22 protein-coding genes, 2 tRNA genes and 2 other annotated features are annotated in these 22249 nt (G+C 42.0%); of the genes, 6 read left to right on the top strand and 18 right to left on the bottom strand.

Translation table 11 applies throughout. From position 1 onward, the window contains the following. Positions 1 to 7 precede the first annotated feature (7 nt). The 5 genes from MOJ78_RS00195 to MOJ78_RS00175 form a co-directional block, all read right to left on the bottom strand. Positions 8 to 658, bottom strand: coding sequence for a helix-turn-helix domain-containing protein (locus MOJ78_RS00195; protein ID WP_304979269.1), 651 nt, complete (start codon positions 656 to 658; stop codon positions 8 to 10). Beyond that, positions 651 to 1232: a sigma-70 family RNA polymerase sigma factor gene (locus MOJ78_RS00190; protein WP_304979268.1), complete on the bottom strand. Its 582-nt coding sequence runs from the start codon at positions 1230 to 1232 to the stop codon at positions 651 to 653. The genes MOJ78_RS00195 and MOJ78_RS00190 overlap by 8 nt, the downstream gene beginning before the upstream one ends. A 332-nt stretch (positions 1233 to 1564) precedes the next feature. After that, a complete protein-coding gene (locus MOJ78_RS00185; RefSeq protein ID WP_304979267.1) occupies positions 1565 to 2128 on the bottom strand; it encodes a hypothetical protein in 564 nt (187 codons plus the stop codon). Positions 2129 to 2251: 123 nt separating this feature from the next. Continuing rightward, entirely contained in the window at positions 2252 to 2830 is a 579-nt protein-coding gene (locus MOJ78_RS00180) for a hypothetical protein (RefSeq protein ID WP_304979266.1), read from the bottom strand. Positions 2831 to 3031: 201 nt separating this feature from the next. Beyond that, positions 3032 to 3589 (bottom strand): hypothetical protein, encoded by a 558-nt coding sequence (locus tag MOJ78_RS00175; protein WP_304979265.1) that lies wholly within the window; start codon positions 3587 to 3589, stop codon positions 3032 to 3034. A gap of 452 nt (positions 3590 to 4041) precedes the next feature. On the opposite strand from MOJ78_RS00175, the gene MOJ78_RS00170 reads away from it, so the two are divergent. Further along, entirely contained in the window at positions 4042 to 4521 is a 480-nt protein-coding gene (locus MOJ78_RS00170) for a hypothetical protein (RefSeq protein ID WP_304979264.1), read from the top strand. 8 nt (positions 4522 to 4529) lie between these two features. Here MOJ78_RS00170 and MOJ78_RS00165 read toward each other — a convergent pair whose 3' ends face one another. The 3 genes from MOJ78_RS00165 to MOJ78_RS00155 all read right to left on the bottom strand — a co-directional run bounded on the left by MOJ78_RS00165 (position 4530) and on the right by MOJ78_RS00155 (position 7513). Then, positions 4530 to 4928 carry a hypothetical protein gene (locus MOJ78_RS00165; protein WP_304979263.1) on the bottom strand — a complete coding sequence of 133 codons (399 nt, stop codon included), beginning with the start codon at positions 4926 to 4928 and terminating at the stop codon, positions 4530 to 4532. A gap of 69 nt (positions 4929 to 4997) precedes the next feature. Further along, complete coding sequence (locus MOJ78_RS00160; protein ID WP_304979262.1) at positions 4998 to 6725, bottom strand: putative ABC transporter permease subunit; 1728 nt, start codon at positions 6723 to 6725, stop codon at positions 4998 to 5000. Then, a complete protein-coding gene (locus MOJ78_RS00155) occupies positions 6722 to 7513 on the bottom strand; it encodes an ABC transporter ATP-binding protein (RefSeq protein ID WP_304979261.1) in 792 nt (263 codons plus the stop codon). The genes MOJ78_RS00160 and MOJ78_RS00155 overlap by 4 nt, the downstream gene beginning before the upstream one ends. A 154-nt stretch (positions 7514 to 7667) precedes the next feature. Here MOJ78_RS00155 and MOJ78_RS00150 point away from each other — a divergent pair, with 154 nt between their 5' ends. Beyond that, positions 7668 to 8480, top strand: coding sequence for a DUF4362 domain-containing protein (locus MOJ78_RS00150; RefSeq protein WP_304979260.1), 813 nt, complete (start codon positions 7668 to 7670; stop codon positions 8478 to 8480). Positions 8481 to 8614: 134 nt separating this feature from the next. On the opposite strand, the gene MOJ78_RS00145 is transcribed toward MOJ78_RS00150, so the two are convergent. From MOJ78_RS00145 to MOJ78_RS00135, 3 genes are all read right to left on the bottom strand, one after another. After that, on the bottom strand, positions 8615 to 8998 hold the full coding sequence (locus tag MOJ78_RS00145) for a DUF4183 domain-containing protein (RefSeq protein WP_304979259.1): 384 nt from the start codon (positions 8996 to 8998) through the stop codon (positions 8615 to 8617). Positions 8999 to 9154: 156 nt separating this feature from the next. Next, entirely contained in the window at positions 9155 to 9541 is a 387-nt protein-coding gene (locus MOJ78_RS00140; protein WP_304979258.1) for a DUF4183 domain-containing protein, read from the bottom strand. A 269-nt stretch (positions 9542 to 9810) separates the two neighbouring features. After that, positions 9811 to 9886, bottom strand: a tRNA-Arg gene (locus tag MOJ78_RS00135). Positions 9887 to 10303: 417 nt separating this feature from the next. Here MOJ78_RS00135 and MOJ78_RS00130 point away from each other — a divergent pair. The 3 genes from MOJ78_RS00130 (at position 10304) to MOJ78_RS00120 (ending at position 13425) form a co-directional block, all read left to right on the top strand. Next, the gene (locus MOJ78_RS00130; protein ID WP_304979257.1) at positions 10304 to 11701 is read left to right on the top strand and encodes a PhoH family protein; all 1398 of its coding nucleotides are present in this window, start codon (positions 10304 to 10306) and stop codon (positions 11699 to 11701) included. Between the two features lie 414 nt (positions 11702 to 12115). Next, the gene (locus MOJ78_RS00125; protein ID WP_304979256.1) at positions 12116 to 12757 is read left to right on the top strand and encodes a deoxynucleoside kinase; all 642 of its coding nucleotides are present in this window, start codon (positions 12116 to 12118) and stop codon (positions 12755 to 12757) included. Then, positions 12754 to 13425, top strand: a complete 672-nt coding sequence (locus MOJ78_RS00120; protein ID WP_304979255.1) for a deoxynucleoside kinase — start codon at positions 12754 to 12756, stop codon at positions 13423 to 13425. Before MOJ78_RS00125 ends, MOJ78_RS00120 begins: the two co-directional genes overlap by 4 nt. A 22-nt stretch (positions 13426 to 13447) precedes the next feature. Here the strand turns inward: MOJ78_RS00120 and MOJ78_RS00115 are convergent, their stop codons facing one another. From MOJ78_RS00115 to aroC, 4 genes are all read right to left on the bottom strand, one after another. Further along, on the bottom strand, positions 13448 to 14389 hold the full coding sequence (locus MOJ78_RS00115) for a transporter substrate-binding domain-containing protein (RefSeq protein ID WP_304979254.1): 942 nt from the start codon (positions 14387 to 14389) through the stop codon (positions 13448 to 13450). 45 nt (positions 14390 to 14434) lie between these two features. Continuing rightward, entirely contained in the window at positions 14435 to 15535 is a 1101-nt protein-coding gene (locus tag MOJ78_RS00110; RefSeq protein ID WP_304979253.1) for a prephenate dehydrogenase, read from the bottom strand. A 13-nt stretch (positions 15536 to 15548) separates the two neighbouring features. Beyond that, the gene (gene hisC, locus MOJ78_RS00105; protein ID WP_304979252.1) at positions 15549 to 16643 is read right to left on the bottom strand and encodes a histidinol-phosphate transaminase; all 1095 of its coding nucleotides are present in this window, start codon (positions 16641 to 16643) and stop codon (positions 15549 to 15551) included. A 158-nt stretch (positions 16644 to 16801) separates the two neighbouring features. Then, positions 16802 to 17968: a chorismate synthase gene (gene aroC, locus MOJ78_RS00100; RefSeq protein ID WP_304979251.1), complete on the bottom strand. Its 1167-nt coding sequence runs from the start codon at positions 17966 to 17968 to the stop codon at positions 16802 to 16804. Positions 17969 to 18016: 48 nt separating this feature from the next. Next, positions 18017 to 18238 (bottom strand) — a binding site (T-box leader). A 225-nt stretch (positions 18239 to 18463) separates the two neighbouring features. Here aroC and MOJ78_RS00095 point away from each other — a divergent pair. After that, positions 18464 to 19534 carry a bifunctional 3-deoxy-7-phosphoheptulonate synthase/chorismate mutase gene (locus tag MOJ78_RS00095; RefSeq protein WP_304979250.1) on the top strand — a complete coding sequence of 357 codons (1071 nt, stop codon included), beginning with the start codon at positions 18464 to 18466 and terminating at the stop codon, positions 19532 to 19534. A gap of 174 nt (positions 19535 to 19708) precedes the next feature. Here the strand turns inward: MOJ78_RS00095 and MOJ78_RS00090 are convergent. The 3 genes from MOJ78_RS00090 to pdxT all read right to left on the bottom strand — a co-directional run bounded on the left by MOJ78_RS00090 (position 19709) and on the right by pdxT (position 22244). After that, positions 19709 to 19801 (bottom strand) — tRNA-Ser (locus MOJ78_RS00090). 156 nt (positions 19802 to 19957) lie between these two features. Continuing rightward, positions 19958 to 21232, bottom strand: a complete 1275-nt coding sequence (serS, locus tag MOJ78_RS00085) for a serine--tRNA ligase (protein ID WP_304979249.1) — start codon at positions 21230 to 21232, stop codon at positions 19958 to 19960. A 59-nt stretch (positions 21233 to 21291) separates the two neighbouring features. After that, positions 21292 to 21613 (bottom strand) — a binding site (T-box leader). A gap of 40 nt (positions 21614 to 21653) precedes the next feature. Next, on the bottom strand, positions 21654 to 22244 hold the full coding sequence (gene pdxT / locus MOJ78_RS00080; protein ID WP_304979248.1) for a pyridoxal 5'-phosphate synthase glutaminase subunit PdxT: 591 nt from the start codon (positions 22242 to 22244) through the stop codon (positions 21654 to 21656). Positions 22245 to 22249: the final 5 nt, after the last annotated feature.

The raw sequence follows: 22249 nt of genomic DNA, 5'->3' as shown, positions 1-22249 counted from the left end.
GAATCTATTACTTTTTCTCTTCATTCAACCAGGTGATAAAATCCTGATTGTTCGGCTTGATCCCCTGTAGGATGAAAGAGGCTTGTTCTTGCCAAATCCCTTTACGATCTGTATTTTCGACGACAGTAATATCTACCGTATAATTTTCCCAAGGGGCTCCAATTGCACTGAGGACATCCATTTCCTTATCTAAATAAAGCTCTGACCCTCTTAGAAACAGTTCCTCAATAGCTGTGCGGATTTGTGACTCGCTTGAATTCGGTGTGACATGAATGCTCAAATGTACGTAGTGATCATTTTTCGAAGCGCTGACCCGTCGAATCATTTGATTGTCCCTTTGTGCGATATGCGAAAGTCTATTAAGAAGTGGCAAGCTCGTAACCGCTCCTTCAGGTGTCTTCGTGTCTGCAGACTTGACAGTTTCTTGTTGATCCTTTGGCGGCTGAAGAATGAAGCTTACTGAAAATACGAGTAAAAAGAGACAGACGGTTAAACTGAGAACAGGTTTCATGACCCGCGCATACTTTTCAAACCTTGATGGCTTTTTTTGCTCACGGATCCGATTCATGACCGTTGTTTTACTTTCTTCAGAAAATCGCTTTTTTTGATAAACTGCCTTTTCCATCACTTTATCCAGATTTTTCAGCTTATCATCCATCAAATTCCGCCCCTTTTTCCAACGAATTTCTTAACATCCTTCGTGCCTGAAATAAGCGCGACTTCAATGTGGCGGTTTTCACATTCAACATGAGACTGATTTCTGCTAACGGCATTTCCTCCTGATAATATAAAATGATAAGTTCACGGTACTTAAGGGGTAATGCAAGAATCGATTTTGCCAGCTCGTTATACTCATCTTCAACGATTAACCGAAGCTCAGGCGTCTTGTCATCATGTTCTTGTTTGAACAGTGAAAATGGGTTTGCAAACCAGAGATTCCGGTGCGACCAGCTTTTAAGGTGGTCCTTGCAACGGTTGACAGTGATCTTATATAACCAATTTTTTAACGAACCTTCCCCGCGGAACGTTTCAAGCTTGGAGTAACAGGTGATGAACACCTCTTGGACGATATCCTCCGATTTTCCCCAATCTTTTACATATGTATAAGCGAGACGTGTAAGCCGCTCCCCGAAATAGTTGACAACCTCTTCCATGATTTCTTCCTTATATAAACGTAGGCTTTCGAGACTAAAGGTCTGTTTTTCTTCTAAAACTTGTTTGAAGTTTTCCATCGAAACCTATCCCCCTAATTCCTTCCTTGCTAGTGATCCGTTGTGCTGTCATTGGATGATTTTTAAACATCCTCTAATAATATAGACGATTTTCGTATCCTGTGGTTGAAAGTTTTTTGAACGTTTTAAATTTTTGTACAACCATTTTGAATTGTATCATAATCCGAAAGTACTAATGATAGGGAATTTGTGACAAAAAAAAGCACGAGCGTCCAAATGACCACATCAATCTGTAAAAAGTGCATTTCCATGGTGTCATTGACCCTGCATATAAGAAAAGACCCCTGGAAGGAGCAGAATACTGAAATCCTTCCAGGGATCTTTTTAAAAAATTATTCATCATCGGTTAAAAAGGCTGGTTCTTCAAGCCCTAATGATTCGTAAAGTGAGCTGAGCCCCTGTTTGAAGTCATTGTATAAATTCTTTGAAACTGCCTTTGCCTCCTCCAACGCTTGCTCCACATCTTTTGTAGAAAGACTTTCACTACGTTCCTTCAAATCTTCAGTAAGGTCGGACAGAGATTGATTGATCCTTTCACTATATGGCTCGAGCTCAGGTGGGATTTCGAGGTTTTCCAGCTCATTCGCCAGCTCCTCACTGGATTTTGCAGCAGCCTCCTTTAATGCTTGCAGCTCCTCTTCAGTGAATTCCTCACCTTCTGATTCTACTGCATTGGCAAAATCCTGAAAATCATCATCATATTGTTCAACCAGCGACTCGATTTCCTGTTCGAATTCACCCATCGCTTGCACAACCTCAGCACCCGCCTCGGTATCTTCTACATTTTCTTTATTTCTTTTGTCCATAATCGTATTTCCTTCTTCACTTGAACAAGCAGATAAGAATATTGCTATTACAAAACAAGTAAAAAATGCGGTCACCTGTTTTCGTTTCATGTGTGTTAGCCTCCTTTGTTTCATTACCTGGTATATTCCTTTTCTTAAAGTAATTGAAACAAAACAAGGGACTGACCCATTTATGGAGTCAATCCCTTTCACAAACCCTATTCTTTTGTAAGTTTATAGCTCTGCTGAGAAGCTAGGTGCTGTAAGACCTAGGTCTTCGAAGATCACTCCGAATTTTTCTTCAAAACTTGTAAACAATGCATCTGCCTCTGCCTGTGCATCCTCTTTCGCTTCGATTGTTACGTTTTCAGCACGCACCTCGTAGGATTTTGCAGCATCTTCAAGCGCCGCTTCAATGTCCTCTTTGTACTGCTCAAGTGAAGCTGGCACTTCAATTGCACGAATCGCTTCTGCTGCAGTTGGACCTGCTGCTTTTGCTGCTTCCATCAATGTGTTCAGTTCTTCTTCTGTCGGCTTTTCTTCCGCTGCAACTTCAGCGTCATGGAAAGTCGTTTTAGCCGCTGCAAATTCACCGAATGCTGCATGGTTTGCCTGAAGTACGTCAACCACTTCAGCTTGGAATGTAAGTAGATCAGACTTAAGGTCAGCTTCATCCGCTGCTGCATTTTCTTCTTCAGAGTTTGTTTCTTCTGTTCCCTCTTCTTTGTTGTTCCCAGTGTCCTCAGAATCCTGGCTACATGCTGCTGCGAATACGAGCATGAACAGCATTGCAAACATCAATAGTTTCTTCATGATGTATTTCTCCCCTTTTAAAATAAGATTTGGCAGTCCAATCAGCATATTCTCTTTTTTAACTGCGTTTTGGATTGCCCACTTATACAGACGAGCCCAGGTTCCAATGGTTGCAAATAAATATAAATATTTTCTAGATTTATTAAAAATAGGAAAAAAGGACGAGCCGCTGATTGTATGCGGTTCATCCCTTTGGTTTTATTATTGTAATTCTTTAGAAAAGCTTGGTGCTAATAGACCGAGATCTTCGAATACCTTACCCATTTTCTTTTCAAAGCTTGCAAACAATTCATCTGCTTCTTTTTGTGCATTTTCGGCAGCTTCAATCGCTAGACTTTCTGCACGCTTCTCATAGGATTTCGCAGCGTCTTCTAGCGCTGCTTCAATATCCTTTTTATATTGCTCAAGTTCAGCTGGCACTTCAATTGCACGGATCGCCTCCGCTGCCTTTGGACCTGCTGCTTTCGCTGTTTCCATTAGGGATTGAAGCTCTTCTTTCGATGGCTTTTCTTCCGCTGCTGCTTCTGGGTCGTTCGCTTTGAGCTTGCTGCTTTCGAATGCTGCGAAAGGCTTGTTTTGTTGTTGTAAAACATCAACGACCTTCACTTGGAATTCCATCAACGCTGTTTTAGTTTCTGCTGTATTCTCTTCCGTTGGTTCTCCTTCTTGCTTAGAACCGGTTGTATTATCCTCGTTACTTCCACAAGCGGCAGTAAATACGAGTAAAAAGAGCATTGTAAACGCTAAAATTTTCTTCATGACTTTGATGTCCCCCTTAAGATGTAAATTAACCAATTTCTAGTTTATCGAAAGCGTTCTCACATGTAAATTTTACAGTTTATTCAATGAATTTCGTTTTTTCGGAACTTTTATAGTGCGTGTTCAAATAGGAGGATAAAAAGAGCCGAATTTTCAGAAGTTCAACTAAGTACGTTACGTCCTGCGCCTGCGGTTACTCGGCGCAAAACTGCATAGTTGTTAAGCTTTCAGATGTCTTGTAACAACGTTGAACTGACTCACATCCTGTGAGCCCGAGGTACGACAGTCTCGAGGACCGAAGCGTATGTGGTTAATACGTGAGGACCGGAGAGACCGAGTAACAAAGAAATTCGATAGCTATTTTTACCGGACTTTTTGAACAACCTCTTATAATGAAACATATACATACTGAAATCCGTCTATAGTTAAAAGATCTGAACGGGGAATGCCTGATGATGTATAGAGCCTTTGTTTTCATTTTTATAAGTATAAGTGTACTGTTGTTAGCCTTGGGAATTCATTATCTGACAGACGAACTTGACGTTTCCGGACAAAATCTTTTAGTACCTCCTGAGCCTAGCATTTACATCAACGGGGTGGGGATTCCTTTTGAACGTGGATCTTACTGTTGGCAGGAAAACAATCAAGCAGTTTGTGCAGACACCGCGGGAGCTAAAGAGCTTATGAGGGAATCGGCCGCTTTCGTAGTGAGGGAAGGCGAGTTCATATGGATTGACTTCGACCTCCAGCCTTCAACTATAGATACCACACTGTTTACGAGTAATCAGGAGCAAATGATTGACATGAAAGAAGGCCAGATTAAACTTCCATCTGACCCAGGCATCTATATTATAGAACTGTTTGTACGTTGGGAACACAAAGGTGATGCGATGTACGCCTTTAAAATTAAGATCCCATCCGACGAATTATGAAAATATCGTTATTCAGAACCATCAAGTAGCTCTCCATTTTGATCATACACAAAGAAAGCACCTACAATTTCATCAATTCCTACTACGATATAGGGATTTTTTTCGTCTGCATCTTCTTTCCCCTCTTTAACCGTTATTGCTGTATCCTTGCTAGAGGTATGTACTTCCGCTAACTCCAGTTCCTTACCTTCTTCTCCTGAGGAAATGACAACTGCCTTTTTCCCCTCAGAAATCGTAAACACTTTATAACCTTTATACTCCGATTTATCGTTTTGTAATTGGTTGACATAGTTCTGGATATCCGAAAGTTCATTTATTCGACTCTTTTCTAATACCCAATAATCATTACCGCATGCAGTAAGAACTCCAATAAAAAGAATAAAGCATACAATAAGGCCCTTCTTCATAAATCGTACCTCCATATTTAATTGCTTTTAGGCTTTATCCATTTCACTGTATATGCAACTTGACTTGGATTAAGCACCAATCGATTTGCCAGATTGACGTACCATCTGTATCTTGACCCCATTGGAAAATTTCCTCGCACTCCATATTAACGTCAGTACGCCAGTCCCTAATGAAAAAATCAATAAGGCTGCAACACCAAGGAGGACGATCCAGACACCATGCTCTGCTTTCAATTGTAGAATCCAAGCGGCTTTACTGAATATGAAATGAAAGAACCCGGACATTTCTGAAGCGGACTGTTCAAAAAAAGATACATATTTTGTTGGAAGTAACAGCAATCCAGCCGGAATTACAGTTATTAATAAATAGACATAGGAAATGATCATCAACGCTAAGCCAGGCGCAAATTGCACACGATTTTGCGGATTGTCGGGGTTGTATTTCGCACCAATTGTCCCAACATATAATCCAATCCCACTGATTCCGATCAACACGACCCCACTGACAACGATTCCGATGAGATACATCCATATTGGCCAACCGAAAAAGATGCCAAGTCCAATCTCAAAAGCACACAGAACAACCATCGGAAGCAGCCAGCTGATCCATAGCTTTCCGAGTGCAATTTGCATCCCGGATAACGGCAAGACACTTAATAGCCATAAAGAATTCCCTTCTCTTGAAACAGAAGCAGCAGTAAGTGGTCCAGCTAAGATCGTAAAAAAGAAAAGCAGCATCGCTTGTGCAATACACCAGCTTAAAATTTCATTATCAAGCATCCTTGCTATATCATCCCCACCTCGTATAACACCGAAAATCGGGAACACCATAAAGAACAACAATGGTGTAAAAGCCATCCATTCCCTTACATCGCGTTGGATCGTCCTCCATTCTTTCACACCGACATAGAGGGCTGGAGCCATTAGTTTTTTCGAGCGAACTCCATTGTTTTTCTTTTTCTTACTGCTTCCCTCACTTAAATTGATCCAGCCTCTCCGAAAACCTCGCTCTACAAGCAAGGAGGATACGACAGACAAGATTATTCCAATCAATAAAAGTAGTGCAGCCGAAATAAATGAAGATCCTTCTCCTAAAATAGCATCCTGTAAACCATCCGCACCCCATGACATCGGCAACCAAGCCGGAAACTCTGGTAATTGGGCATAATTTGTCGGCTGTGCCGATTCATTCCTCATCAAATTCGGAAGCTGAAACAGAATATAGATCAACATCCCTGATAAGGCACTGACAACCGTCATGATTTCATTCGCCCGTTTTGCCGGAATGATTTGAATGAGACCGAGGTTAACCAGATACGCCAATGCAACCCCGCTAAGAGCCAGACCGAATGTAATCATCAACAACACCGGGTAATACATCCAAGAAGCTCCCGCATAAACACCAAGCAGAATTAACGGGATGAAAGTGACCAGCCAAATGAGTCCAGCAACGCCGAAAAAGCTTTGCACATATTTCGACCAGAAAATTTGCCTTGTCGTGATCGGCAATGTAAAAAGGAGTGCCAAGTCATTAGAGGAATACAAGTTTCGAAAAACTTGCGGAATCCCGAACAATAAGATGAATCCTGTGATCGCACTAAATCCATAAGTTAGCAGCGTCGAGAAGAAATCCTGCTGCACGTGTTCAGACATGAACTCAATTACACTGGATAAAAAACCGACCAGGATAACCCCGAATATTAAACTGAACACAACACCCAAATACGCTTTTCCCCCGTGAGATTTAAAGGTGTTTTTGGCAGTTTGATAATTCACTTTAAAAAGATGTCGAGTCATTGCACTTCCTCCTGCTCCTCGTCCAGCAAGGAAATGAGTTCACGAGATTCTTCGCCGCCAGTAAGTTCAAGGAAAATATCCTCTAGACTAGCTTGTTCCTTGCCTTCACCCTGGCGCAATTCCTCCATCGTTCCAAGCGCAATGACATCCCCGTTCCGAATGATTCCGACACGGTCACACATTCGTTCTGCGATTTCTAAAATATGCGTCGAAATGAACACCGTCGTTCCACGATCGCAAAGCTTCCGCAGTAAGCTTTTTAGAGAACGAGCACTTTTCGGATCAAGTCCAACCGTCGGCTCATCTAAAAAAAGCACTTCAGGATTATGGATTAGTGCCCCACACAAGGCGATCTTCTGCTTCATTCCATGTGAATAGCTTTCGATCAGTTCACCCGCACGATAATACAAGCCAAATAACTTCAAGTATTCCTCTGCTCGTTTTTCAAATGTATTTTGCGGAATTTTAAAAACCGAACCGATAAATCGCAGGAATTCCCATCCTGTCAGTTTTGGATATAAATTAGGCTGATCTGGTAAATAGGCAATCTTCTTCTTTGCCTCAACCGGCTCCTCCCAAATATCGATTCCATTGACTTTGACCGATCCTGTACTAGGCTCAAGAAGCCCGGTCATCATTTTGATCGTGGTCGTTTTCCCGGCGCCGTTCGGACCCAGAAATCCGAACAACTCCCCTTTTCGTATATTTAAATCCAGCTGGTTCACCGCATTAGAACCACCGTATGTTTTTGATAGATTTTTCAACTCGATTGCATATGTATCACTCATTTTAAACCCTCCAGTAATATTTCTTAAGAAGTAAATAGATTGTCCCTACCACATTGTATACGAATTTACCCAGTAATTGGTTTCATGATTCTATCCAATGAAGGATGTAACAATTATCCATGCAACTTCGTCTAAAGGAAAAAGGGGTGATCAAATGAGGCATTTCCTATTTATGATAGCCGCTGCATGTCTTTTAGCAGGGTGCCAGGGGCCAACCAATATTACCGGTCAAGAGGATCAGATAAATGAAGAGCCGGATGTAATTGAAACGCATGGACGGATTGAGAACATCGAGCAGTTGGATCAATTTGTAAAGAATGTGCAAAACGAAACAGATGATAATGTCGTTGTTGTTCGTCATACCATCGAAGGCGATCCAATCTACTACAAGCTTGATTATGATAGCAACGTACTTGACTATACAGTCGATACGACCGAGGATGCGTATGGACCTAAAGAAGTGAGGACAATTGAATGTAAAGGGATAGAAAAGAAGGTTACCAATACAGAGACCACCTATACAATTACAGGCTGTCCTTCTGGTTCTCCGGGTGAGTTTTTCACGATCCGACATGATGTCAGCCAGCAGGACTACTTTGGTTTTCATCTTAAATACGGCACCGAAAAGCGAAATGAAATCAATACGAAGGAAATGGAAGTCATCAAGGATTTAGGAAATGGCAATAAAGCCACAATCAAAGATTTTCAATTTTCCAATGAAGAGTTGAATCAAATCTATAAGCATATGGTGTTCGCAAATTATTTGGAAGAGAAAAACGTGACGAAGGAATGCCACGAACCTGGGGATGAACGCTACGAAATGACCGTTTGGATCAATGCGGGAAAACGCCACTATGAATGGTCCGAATGCGACCAAAGCGAAGATGGTAAGGAAATGACCCAGCTGGTGCAGGATATCCTGGGAGTTGCTGAAGAAAACTCGAGTTATCAATCGATTAAAGAATGATCAAAGATTAGCCATTTAAAAAACAAATACAAAAAGCCCGCTTCTTAAGAGGAGGGCTTTGTTTTTGATATTATCCTCCTAAAGCCTGAATAAAGGATCGGAGAATTATCAATGAGTCCATACACTTTAAATGTCTATGTTGAAACGGTTGTTGTTGAAGATGGAGTATAGTTTACAACTTCTAATACTACAGGTGAGTCAGCAAGGATAGGATCTCCACCCGCCGGTACGGTTATTGCCAACGATCCAACAGCAGTGGCTCCAGGGGTATATGTTGATAGACCATCCATTTGTAAAACCCCATTAACATAAACATTATAGTAGCTATTATCAGTTGCTAATGTTGGAAGTGCAGTTACTGCTGTACCATCATCTTGAAAAAAATCAGCTGCATCAATTGTAAGAGTAGACCCTGCATTGGTCTGAGCAGTGGTTACATTAAAAAACCTTGTATTGGTTGGGTCGACATTTGTTGTAACTGATGCATTTATAACCAATTTCATCAATTGAAGTGCCATTAAATATTCACCTCTTCATTATTTATAATCCTTTTATTTTATTAATTCTAGTAATAATTTGCTTGTACCCTAACCTAAAAAGCTAGAATTAACTATTCTGTCAAAAGTAAAATAAAATATAAGGATAAAGAATAATGTTTCTAAGAAGGAACAGTTTCAAAAGGATCTAATAATAATAAACTGAATAATAATAGGCGCACCTATTGGTGGTAAATCACTTGATTCTAAATTAAGACTTCCTTTTTTTATTTTATATACAAGTTTCGGCTGAAGAACTCCATTGATATAAAGGTTATAATATGAAACTTTATCAGGATCTAGGATTCCTTGCTTGCCGTACTCTGTTAATTCATCGAAATCTGTATAAATTCTTTTTCGTCCATCAGAAAGAGCAAAATAAGTATACGTTTCAACCTTCAGTATTGACTCAGAGCAATCAGATAGTTGAACGTCATCTCTTGGAAAAATAAGTGGGCATCCTTGAGGTGGTAAAAAATCAACCGGGTGTCTATTTATAATTTTATTTTTTCGACGTTTGGTCATGGTGCCACTCTCCTTTATGGACAAAAACAGACCAACTTTGAAATCAAATTACCCAATTTATTTTATTTACACATTCCCTTATTCGATACAAAAAATTTCTGAAGAATAAAATAATGTTCTTATTTTTCAGATTAAAACACCCCGACTCGAGAGATTTAAACTAGATCCCGAAACGTAATAAGACAATATTGGTTCTGATTTGCTAAAATCCATAAAAAATGACAAGGGTCTACAAATTCTTGAACCCTTGTCACTATTCAGCTTATGTATGGCGGCCCCGGCAGGAATCGAACCTGCGACGCACGGTTTAGGAAACCGACGCTCTATCCACTGAGCTACGGGGCCATATTCAGATCATCAACGCTATCGGATTGTTTCGAACATCCTCTATTATAAAGACTCAAACCGGTTTCGTAAATATTTTACCCGAAATTTCCTTCCCACTAATGAATCAAACTGAACGGACATATACATGATACATATACCGACCTTACCTTTTAAAAAGTAGAGGTTACCTTATATCCTTGATTTACCATTTAAATGTTCACTTTAACCGATACCGATTTTGCTTACCACTCATATAATATTGTGAAAAGCTGGTATTCGCATGAACAATGAGCAATTCTCTGCTTTTATAAAAACGGATCACATTTAAAAACATTTCCATGTGTAATGTGTACGTGCATAGAAGGTAAAGATAGGTATAAAACAGAATAAATAGTTATAGCGTATACTAGTCATTTCTCGAGAGGGGTTGGATCCTTGAACAAGGTCTATATCTTAGACACAAACGTAATTTTACATGACCCTGCTTCGCTTTTTAAGTACGCAGGAAATGATGTGGTCATCCCAGCTGTGGTTGTCGAAGAGATCGACTCGAAAAAAAGGCTGCAGGATGAAGTTGGCCGTAATGCTCGGGAGTTTGGCCGACAGTATAAGACATTGCGCGAAAAGTACAAAGATCAGCTTCACGAACCGTTTCCACTCGATAATGGTGGAACATTGAACATCGAGCTGAATCACCGCTCGTTTGAAAACATTAAAAGTGTATTTAATGAGGACTCTAATGACAACCGTATTCTTGCTGTTGCGATCAACATTGCCCTGGAGCAGCCAATGAGAGATATCGTGATGGTCTCCAACGATATTTTATTGATTGTAAAAGCAGATGCCTTGAAAAAATCACTCAACATACAAAATTTCATGGCCCAGCTTTACGAGAATGACCGACTCGTCGAGAGCTCTCTCACCATTCACAAAGGCTACCACGAGCTGCAGGTTTCCCCTGATATCATTAATGGATTTCATGCTACACATGAGCTTCCTCTTATAGAGCTTACTGAATACCTCCATTCCGAAGTACACCCTCAGGATTTCTTATTGTTGAAAAGCAACACCGGAACGAACCAGTCTGCATTAGGACGGGTTCATCGAAAAACGAATAAATTCGTTTTAAAACCATTTTATTTTATTGATGACGACCAATTCATCTGGGGGCTCCGACCGAAAAACGTTGAGCAAAGAATGTTTTTGGAATTATTATTGGACCCTAAAGTGGAAATGGTTTGTGCTATCGGAAAAGCCGGTACAGGGAAAACCTTGCTTGCACTCGCTGCTGCCCTTCACGAAACTCAAGACATGAAGCATTATTCGAAAGTCACGGTTGCCCGTCCGATTGTTCCGATGGGTAAGGATATCGGCTATTTACCTGGTGAAAAGGATGAAAAGCTACGCCCGTGGATGCAGCCGATTTTCGATAACCTCGAACAACTGTTCAATATCGACCCTGAAGCGAATCGGAAGAACGATAAGAACGGAAACCATCCAAGGATTGAAAAAGAGATCGAGCAATTGAACATGGAAGTAGAAGCTTTAACCTATATACGCGGTCGCAGCATCCCGAACCAATTCATCATTATTGATGAAGCGCAAAACCTGACAAAGCATGAGGTAAAAACGATCGTCAGTCGTGCTGGGAAAGGGACAAAGATCGTCCTTGTCGGAGATCCGGACCAGATCGATCATCCGTACCTTGATTCGGTGAACAATGGGCTAACATACACGATTGAGCGTCTTAAAACGGAGGAAGAAATCGGAATCATACGCCTTTCCAAAACAGAACGCTCCAACCTTGCTGAGAAAGCGGCCCGCTGGTTGTAATAAAGAAAACTCGGCGACTGCCGAGCCTTCTGGCGAAAGCAGAGTCGTAGTTGCGCTTATACTATAGAAAGTATTTTTATACTTTCTTAACGTGTAACAAAAGTGCAAGCACCCTGGTTAGCCATGAAGGAAACTGGAAGTCCACCCGAGGAGGCTGTCGCCGCAGCAGGAGGCCTGAAGTGATCCGAACGCGCTGGGCGCTGGAGCTAGAGATTACCATTGCGTTACAATTGATGGGGAGTAAACGAACCAAAATTACAGTATGGTTTACTCCTCTTTTTTGTTCCATTTCTTACATAAAGACCCTGTCGATATATGCCGCTATATGCTACAATTAAGTTTGTCTATTTAAGAGGTTGTTCAAATGGATCCTCCATTGAACATACACTTTAAGTACATAGGGAGGCAGTTTTTATGGAGAAAACCCCCTTCATAGCCGTAGAAGGACCGATCGGAGTCGGTAAAACATCACTTGCAAAATCAATCAGCGAAGCCTTGGATTATCACCTTTTAAAAGAAATTGTCGAAGAGAACCCGTTCCTCGGGAAATTTTACGATGATATTGAAGAATGGAGCTTTCAGACGGAGATGTTTTTCCTCTGTAACCGATTTAAACAGCTGGAAGACATCGGACCATTGTATTTGCAGCATGAAAAACCCGTCGTAGCTGATTATCATATTTTTAAAAATAGAATCTTTGCCATGCGTACCTTGAAGGACGTTCATTTTCAAAAATACATGCAGATTTTTGAAATCTTGACGAAGGACATGCCTTCCCCGAACATGGTCATATACATAAAGGCAAGCCTAGACACCTTATTGCAGCGCATCTCGTTACGAGGCCGTGATATCGAGAAGAACATCGATCCCAATTACTTGAAGCAGCTCTCAGCCGATTATGATGTATTCATGTATCAGTTCCAAAAGCTGCATCCGGAAATCCCTGTCTTGACCATCAATGGCGATGAGACGGATTTCGTACGTAACCCTGATCAGCTTGAAGCGATACTCGAAAAGATACAGGATACATTTCATAAAAAGGAAGTGAAGCAATGAACGCCCTTGAAAAGTTCAACATTCCAAAAAATGCGGTCATAACAGTGGCTGGTACAGTCGGCGTCGGAAAATCGACGATGACCAAAACGATAGCGAACAACTTAGGATTTGATACGTCGATGGAAAAAGTCGATACGAACCCCTATTTGGACAAGTTCTATCACGACTTCGAACGCTGGAGCTTCCATCTCCAAATCTATTTCCTTGCTGAACGGTTCAAAGAGCAGAAGCGGATGTTTGAACAAGGCGGCGGATTCGTACAGGATCGCTCCATTTATGAAGACACTGGCATTTTTGCGAAAATGCATTATGAAAAAGGCACGATGACTAATATCGACTACGAAACCTATACAAGCTTGTTCGAAGCGATGGTGATGACACCGTACTTCCCACATCCGGATGTGTTGATTTATATCGAAGGAAGCCTTCAAGATATCATCGATCGGATCAAACTCCGCGGGCGCCCAATGGAACAACAAACTCCTATCGCGTACTGGGAAGAGATGCATAAACGCTATGAGGACTGGATTCGCAATTTCACAACATGCCCTGTGTTGCGCGTAAACATAAACGACTATGACTTATTGAAGGATCCATCATCTGTCGAACCGATTTTAAAGCGTATTGGCGAAACAATAAATAGGAAGCGTAATCTACAACACATATAAGATCCCAACGGGTTGACATGAGTCAGCCCGTTTTATCAATATTCTCTTGTGCAAGCCCCCATTTCACCTTCAACCTTTCTAATTCACCTTGCTGGTTCAATTCTTCAAGCCAGAGGGCGATCCAGTTTTGGTAGTCTAAATCCCCCCTATGAATCAAATATACTTTCTCGCTTTTTGTAAATGGCTGGCCTCTCATAGCGGCATGCAACCTTGGATCGATCCTCGAATAATATACAGCCTCTATATGATCGGTAATCATGACATCGAAGGTCCCCTCTGCAACCATTTGGGGAATGGCTAAATTATTTTTGATGACACTGACCTTTGCGTTCTTTATGTTTTCCAGTACGAATTTCTCATTTGTTCCGCCTGGATTCACGCCGATCCTGACGTTGGAACGATCAATATCTTCCAGGCTTTTATAGATTCCTTTGTCTTCATTCCTTATTAAAGGGGCTTTTCCGTCACTGAAATAAGGTTGCGTCAAATGGGCCAGCTTCTGGCGCTCAAGACTTCGGCTTATCCCACCCATTGCAATATCAAACTTATCATTTTGAAAATCATCCATCATTTTTGGCCAGGAAGTTCGGACAAATTGGACTTCCACGCCTAGATCATGTGCTAAACGATAAGCAGCATCAATATCGAATCCTTCGTACTGGTCCGTATGCGGATTCAAATAAGTGAAAGGTTTATAATCCCCTGTAGTTCCTATACGGATGGCTCCTTTATCTAATATTTGATCCAAACGTGATTGGAAACGGAGACTCACGACCTTTTCGATTTCGTCACTTGATATATACACTTTTCCTTGGTAACTCATACGTTCAAGGGAAGGTACAGTCCATTCAACTGTTGATTTTAAAGCTAAGTCAGATTTTGCCACGGGGGAACACGGTTGAAAAAAGCGCTCGCTCCCCGTATCTGCTGTTGTAAACTTCAATTCAAAATGATCTCTTTTCACAACTTTCCCTCCTATGGCAGTTCTTATTTGAAACGAGTTGAAACACTAAATCGTCAAATAGATTTCGTAACCTTGGTTTTCTAAGCAAGCCTTGGCATTATATCGATCGTCATCCGTGTGAAAGCTTAATCTCAAAACACCATATACATCTTCTCGTGCCTCAATGATCCGTATATTTGTAATGCTGATCGCTTCTTCAGCTAACAAAGTTGTCACGTGTGAAATGACCCCTACATGGTCTGCAACATCCACATATAAATCGTGAAATGCACGAATCGCCCCTTTTGAACCAGTAGGCATGGAGTCTCGGAATCTCTTCGCACTTGAGAAATAATCGTAGATGGATTCGCTGTCTCCATCAGCAACCAAATTTCTTACGCCATCCATTTCCTTCACCCATTCGTCTAATAGAGATAGGAGCGTTTTGCGGTTCTGCGTGATGATATCCCTCCACATAGACGGGCTGCTCGATGCGATTCTTGTAATATCTCGAAATCCACCTGCGGCCAAACGGTTTACAAGTTCATTTCGGTGGGCATGATTCTCGACCTGACGAACGAGGCTTGCAGCGACCACATGGGGAAAGTGACTGACAACGCCTGTTACAGCATCGTGTTCATCAGCATCCATAGTCAGAAAATTTGCTTTTGTACCTCTCAGCCAATTTTTAAGTTCATCTACTTTCTGAGGAGGAGTTTCCGGCAATTGGGTCAGGATATAAAATGCATTTTCAAATAGATGAACCTTTGCACTCCCAACGCCGGTTTTATGGGATCCTGCCATCGGATGCCCGCCGATGAACACAATGCCATGCTCATTTAACCGCTGTGCTTTCTTCAAAATTTGTACTTTTGTACTGCCGGCATCAGTGATGATCACATTCGGTTTAAAATGGAACCCCTCAAATTCATCCAATAACTTTATCGTTTCCTCGACTGGTGCAGCAAGGACGATCAAATCGGCTTTTTCGGCTTCTGCCTTTATGTCTAAAGTAAAATCATCAATTACTTCAAGTCTTTTTGCTAGCATACAATGGTCAGGGTTCAGGTCGTATCCGATAAGCACAGCATCATGTTCCTTTTTTATCGCAAGTGCCAGTGACCCTCCGATCAAACCGACCCCTATAAGTAAAACGCGTCTCTTCAATGTCTCAATCTCCTTAAGATAAAAGTCTCAATCGTGATGCATCCTCTATGAACATTTGCTTCAGCAGCGAAATCAGCCCTTCGTTATCTTCTTCAGTACCGACCGTGACCCGAATTCCATCCTTCATAGGGCGGACGATATAGCCTCTCTCCATTAAATATTGAAAGACTTCATCCACACTCTTTTTCAGTTTGATATATATAAAGTTTCCTTGAGATGGATAATAATCAACCTTGTATTCATTACAAAATGCATAAAATTGTTGAAGGCACATTTTATTTACGTACGAGCTCATCTGTATAAACTCTTCATCTGCTATTGCTGCCTGTGCAGCAATTTGTCCGAGACTGGACGTATTGAATGGTAGTCGTGCAATATCCAGCTTTTCTATAAGAGCTTCATGTCCGATTGCATAACCGACCCGGAACGCCGCAAGCCCGTATGCTTTTGAAAACGTCCGTAAAACAAGGAGATTTTCATAGTCATTCATGAGTTTTAACGTATCAGGATAGTCGTTTGCTGTTACATACTCATAATAGGCTTCATCAAGGGCAACAAGCGTATCTTTAGGGATATGTTCCATAAAGTTGGATAACTCCGTTTCGTTTACATACGTACCGGTGGGATTATTCGGATTACAGATCCAAACGATGCTTGTTTGTTCATCAACGACCTGCTGCATCCCCTCTAAATCATGACGCCCATCGATAAGAGGAACCTGACGGATTTCTGCTTGCTCGATGACGGCATGATGGCGAAACTGCGGGAAAGTCATCGAGGCCATGACGACATTTGTTTTCGGGGATAATAAAGCCCTGCTGATCATTTGGATCATCTCGTCTAACCCAGTGCTGAACAGAAGTTGCTTTTGCTTTACGCCCAAACGGTCCGCCACCTTCTCTCTCAAAAGTGGAGCATTTCCCTCTGGATATCGTGAATAATGAGAGAAGGAGTTTAACGCATCGGAAACGCTTTGAGAGCACCCGAATGGATTTTCGTTGGATGCGAGATTCACGATTTTTGGTAAACCATATTCCTTTTTCACTTCACTCATCGGTTTACCAGGATCATAAGCTTTTAGTGACAACAACTGTTTTTTCACCTTCATGGAATCTCCACCTTTGCTTATTTTGAATGAAAATTTGAAGCATAGGAGTACTGTCTACAGCCTTTCGGTTCACTTCTGGGTGACAGCTCCTCGCTTACCTTCCAGTGACCTTCGCGGCTACCCAGGGCGCTTATGCTTTTCTTATTGAATCAACTCAATTAAAACAATCTCGATTTTTCCCGATGTTGTTCAACATGTTTTTTGATCGCTTGTATTTGATCGGGCCCAAACTGCTCAACGACCGCCTTTGCAAGTTCCCAGGCAATAACTGCTTCTGCGACGACACTGGCTGAGGGTACAGCACAGCTGTCGGAGCGCTCTATACTCGCTTTAAAAGGTTCCTTTGACTCAATATCCACACTTTGAAGCGGCTTATACAAGGTTGGTATCGGCTTCATCACCCCTCGTACGACGATCGGCATTCCAGTTGTCATTCCACCTTCAAATCCTCCAGCATTATTGGTCCGCCTCGTATAGCCTTCGTCTTCACTCCATAAGATTTCATCATGTACAAGACTGCCTGGCTTACGAGCTGCCTCGAATCCGATTCCAACCTCAACACCTTTAAACGCATTGATGCTCATGATCGCTGATGCAAGAATGGCATCCAGCTTAAGATCATAATGGACATAACTGCCAACTCCGATCGGCATCCCTTCTGCTACAACTTCTACAATACCGCCGATAGAGTCACCATTTTCTTTTGCGTCATCAATAGACTGTATCATCTTCTTTTCCGCTTCATTATCCATACATCGAACAGGAGATTCTTCTGTCACTCTTTGCAATTGTTCGAGTGATTCATAGGCAGTATGTTCAGCTTTGACACCACCGATTTCAACGACATGTCCTGCCACCTTTATTCCTAATTCAGCAAGGATCCGTTTAGCGACAGCCCCCGCCGCCACTCGTGCCGTTGTTTCTCGAGCGGAGGAACGTTCCAGCACATTCCTCATATCCCGGTGTCCAAACTTGATCGCTCCATTTAGATCGGCATGGCCTGGTCGAGGCCTCGTTATTTGGCGTTTTACTTCTTCTTCGGCATCAAGGGGGGCAGCACCCATAATTTTCGTCCAGTGCTGATAATCACGGTTTTCAATTGCAAGGGTGATTGGAGAACCTAACGTATATCCCAAACGAATCCCGCTCAAGATTGTTGCCTGATCCCGTTCAATCTGCATCCTCCTGCCACGGCCGTATCCCTTTTGTCGTCGGGCCAATTCCAAGTTGATTTCTTCAGTCGTTAATTGTAAACCTGATGGAATCCCTTCGATGACCGTCGTCAGTTGAGGCCCATGTGACTCGCCTGCTGTTAGATATCTCATCCTCCTACCCCTTTCTTTTTTAGAAAATAAAAAACGCCCCTGCTTATAAGCAGGGACGATTGTCATCGCGGTACCACCCTCATTACGGAATTATTCCGTCTCTCATTCATATAACGGCATCACCGTCTTTCTCTCCCATTTGTAACGTCAAATGTTCGAAAAAGCCACTCGAGGGTGAAATTCATGATCTTCTTTGTGCTGATTTGCACCATCCATCAGCTCTCTTAAAACAGGGAGAAGAACACTACTTGAACCTTTCATTGCGTTTAGTGTATTTGATTAATAGAGTTTTAACACGGAAAACGGATCTTGTAAAGTATAAATTTTTTTAATTTTCAGATGAATACGCTTACAACATTAACACTATAGCTTTTTTTATTTTCAACAAATATTTTTGGGAAATTTTCTTATTGACATTTATATGTTCGGCCCTTTAAAGTGTTAAACAATATTATTTTTTCTGAAAATTCATCTAAAGGAGTGTGCATGGGGCGAATGACTAAATTAGAGGTACTGCGTCAAGAAATCGAAGAGATCAACCAGAAGCTTTTAGAACTTTTAAATGAACGAGGGAAAGTTGTACAAAAAATCGGCAAGATCAAGGAAATGCAAGGTGTGAATCGCTTTGATCCTGTCCGTGAGCGCCAGCTTCTAAATTTGATTACCGAAAACAATCAAGGTCCTTTTGAAACATCTACACTCCAACATATTTTTAAAAGCATTTTCAAAGCAAGCCTAGAGCTCCAGGAAGAAGATAATCGAAAGGCGCTTCTAGTATCAAGGAAACGGAAGCCAGAAAATACGGTGATCAATATCAAAGGTAAGTTGGTAGGTGACGGCAATCAACATTTCGTAATGGGCCCATGTGCTGTAGAAAGCTATGAACAAGTACGGCTTGTTGCAAAATCAATTAAAGATCAGGGATTGACGATGATGCGCGGTGGAGCTTTTAAGCCAAGAACATCCCCATATGATTTCCAAGGCCTTGGACTTGAAGGATTGAAGATTTTACGTCAAGCCGCCAATGAATATAATCTAGCAGTCATCAGTGAAATATTGAATCCGAATGATATTGAAGTTGCATTGGATTACGTTGATGTAATCCAAATCGGTGCCCGGAACATGCATAATTTCGACTTGTTGAAAGCTGTCGGTTCTGTCCAAAAGCCTGTACTATTGAAGCGTGGTTTATCAGCAACGATTGAGGAATTCATGCATGCGGCAGAATATATCATATCTAAAGGTAACGATCAGATCATCCTTTGTGAACGAGGCATTAGGACATACGAGCGGGCGACAAGGAATACGCTTGATATCACTGCAGTACCGATCCTTAAAACAGAGACCCATTTGCCTGTAATGGTCGATGTCACTCATTCAACCGGTCGAAAGGATCTATTACTGCCTGCAGCAAAAGCGGCGCTTGCTATCGGAGCCGACGGAATCATGGCAGAAGTCCACCCCGACCCAGCAGTAGCTTTATCTGATTCCGCTCAACAAATGGATATTCCTGAGTTCATCAACTTTATGGAAAACATACGATCAAACCAACACATCCATTTGTAACACTGCATTTCTTATTTTCAGATAAAAAACTACGGCTTAGCCTGCACAAAGGCTGAGTCTAAGTATGGTAGCTTAGCCTAAAGTACTTTTTATTGCATAAAAAAAATCCGTTACTACTGTAACGAATTTTAGTTCATACAATCTCCGTTGTATTATGCGCTGTGATTTTAAAAATGGAGGAGGTAGAGGGATTCGAACCCCCGCAGGCTGTTACGCCCCTGGCGGTTTTCAAGACCGCTCCCTTCAGCCAGACTTGGGTATACCTCCGCACTGACAAAGAACATTGTATCACCGATTTAAAAGGTCGTCAACCCTGTTTCGACACTTTTTTCGGAAAGGTAAAAGATGAAGAAAAGGCAGTGAATTTTGACTTCGCTGCCTTTTCAATCCAATTCGACAAAGTTCAGGAAGCTTAAAGTGAACCTATCGGATTACTTCTTTATTTCCCATGTATGGACGTAGGACTTCTGGAATTTCTACAGATCCGTCCTCTTGCTGGTAGTTTTCAATGATCGCAGCCACGGTACGGCCGATTGCCAGACCAGATCCGTTCAATGTGTGTACGAAATCCGGTTTTGCTTTCGGTTCAGGTCGGTAGCGAATGTTTGCGCGTCGGGCTTGAAAGTCTTCGAAATTACTGCAAGAAGAAATCTCACGGTACGTGTCATAGCTCGGAAGCCAAACTTCAATGTCATACTTCTTCGTTGCTGTGAAACCAAGATCGCCTGTACACATGCTCATGATACGATATGGGAGATTCAATAACTGCAAAATTTTCTCTGCATGGCCTGTCAATGTTTCCAGGGTCGCATAAGATTCTTCAGGCTTCGCAAAGTGTACTAACTCGACTTTATTAAATTGATGCTGACGGATAAGTCCACGAGTATCACGTCCAGCAGATCCTGCTTCAGAACGGAAGCAAGCACTATATGCAACATATGCCTTTGGAAGGTCTTCTGCTGTTAAAATTTCATCGCGGTGGAAGTTCGTAACCGGTACTTCCGCGGTCGGAATCAAGAAATAATCTTCCTCACGGATCTTGAAGGCATCCTCCTCAAACTTCGGAAGCTGTCCAGTTCCTGTCATGCTTTCACGATTGACCATGTATGGCGGAAGGATTTCTGTATAGCCGTGCTGATCCTCATGAAAGTCCATCATGAAATTGATCAATGCCCGCTCTAAACGTGCTCCGAGACCTTTATAAAAAACAAAACGGCTTCCGGTTACCTTGCCGGCACGTTCAAAATCAACGATTTCTAGATCAACAGCAACATCCCAGTGCGGCTTCGGTTCAAAGTCAAATTGACGGATTTCTCCCCAATCCCGATGGAGAACATTATCATCCTCCGTTTCCCCGACAGGTACGCTATCGTGGGGAATATTCGGAATCGTCAGCATGATGTGCTTCAGCTTATCTTCCACGTCACGTAACTCATCATCAAATGTTTTGATTGCTTCACCGACCTGACGCATTTCTTGGATTAGAGCGTCTGCATCTTTTTTCTCCCGCTTATATTCGGCAACCTGCTTGGATACATTGTTCCGCTTGCTTTTCAGTTCCTCCGTCTGGTTGATAAGCTCACGACGCCGTGCATCAAGCTCCTGAAATTGATCGAGTCCAGAAATATCTTCTCCCCTCTTGGACAGCTTCCCTTTTACCTCATCAAAATGTTCACGGACAAATTTCAAATCCAACATGATTGTTCCTCCTCTAAATTTGCTTTTTGAATACAAAAAAACTCTCATCCCTCCAATAAAGAAGGGACGAGAGTTAACCCGCGTTGCCACCCTAGTTGTATCACCCATTGCTTTTGAAGTGTATGTTCAAAAAGGAGGAAAAAAAGAGCCAAGTAACGAAGGAATTCGACAGCTATTTTTCTCGGACTTTTTGAACAACCTCTTAAAAAGTGATACCACTCTTGTAATGTAACGGTTACAAGCCGAAATGACCTACTTGGGATCAAACCCGTTTAGCATTTTACTCAAGGATGGATTCACAGGCTTCTTTCATCGATTCGCACCGGCCATCGACTCTCTTAGCAAAGAAAGACTGTTACTGGTTCCTGTCATCGTAACGATTCAAATTTGTGTTAGTAGTACTTTACACTATTCCAATATTTTATGCAACTGATTGTTTCAATTCCTCAATCATTTTCACAAAATAGGCATGCATGCGGTGATCGTCCGTCAATTCCGGATGGAAGGCGCATGCAAGGAAACGTCCTTGCCGTGCTGCGACGATTTTATCCTGGAACGTCGCGATCGCTTCGACACCTTCACCGATCGATTCGATGTAAGGGGCACGGATGAAAACACCGATGTAGTCCTCACCTTCGAGACCTTTAACCGAAAGCCCGACTTCGAAGCTTTCACGTTGACGGCCAAACCCGTTCCGTTGGACCTTCATATCCATCACTTCAAGATGTCCATGCTCCTGACCAATGATTTCCTTGGCCATCAGAATCATACCAGCGCATGTTCCGAACACAGGCTTTCCGGATTGTGCAAACTCCTGCAAGGGTCCGAACATTTCGTATTTATCGATCAAGCGACGCATCGTCGTGCTTTCGCCGCCAGGCATCACAAGTCCGTCAATCTCCTGCAAATCTTCCGTCCGTTTCACAATTATAACGTTTGCTCCGCTTGCTTCAATGGATTTCGCATGCTCGCGTACCGCTCCTTGAAGAGCTAAAATTCCAACTGTGATCATCTTGT

The sequence above is a fragment of the Alkalihalobacillus sp. AL-G genome (assembly GCF_030643805.1).
In the GTDB taxonomy this organism is placed as follows: Bacteria; Bacillota; Bacilli; order Bacillales; family Fictibacillaceae; genus Pseudalkalibacillus.
The sequence above is the reverse complement of the archived record's forward strand: the minus strand, read 5'-3'. Positions and strand labels throughout refer to the sequence as shown.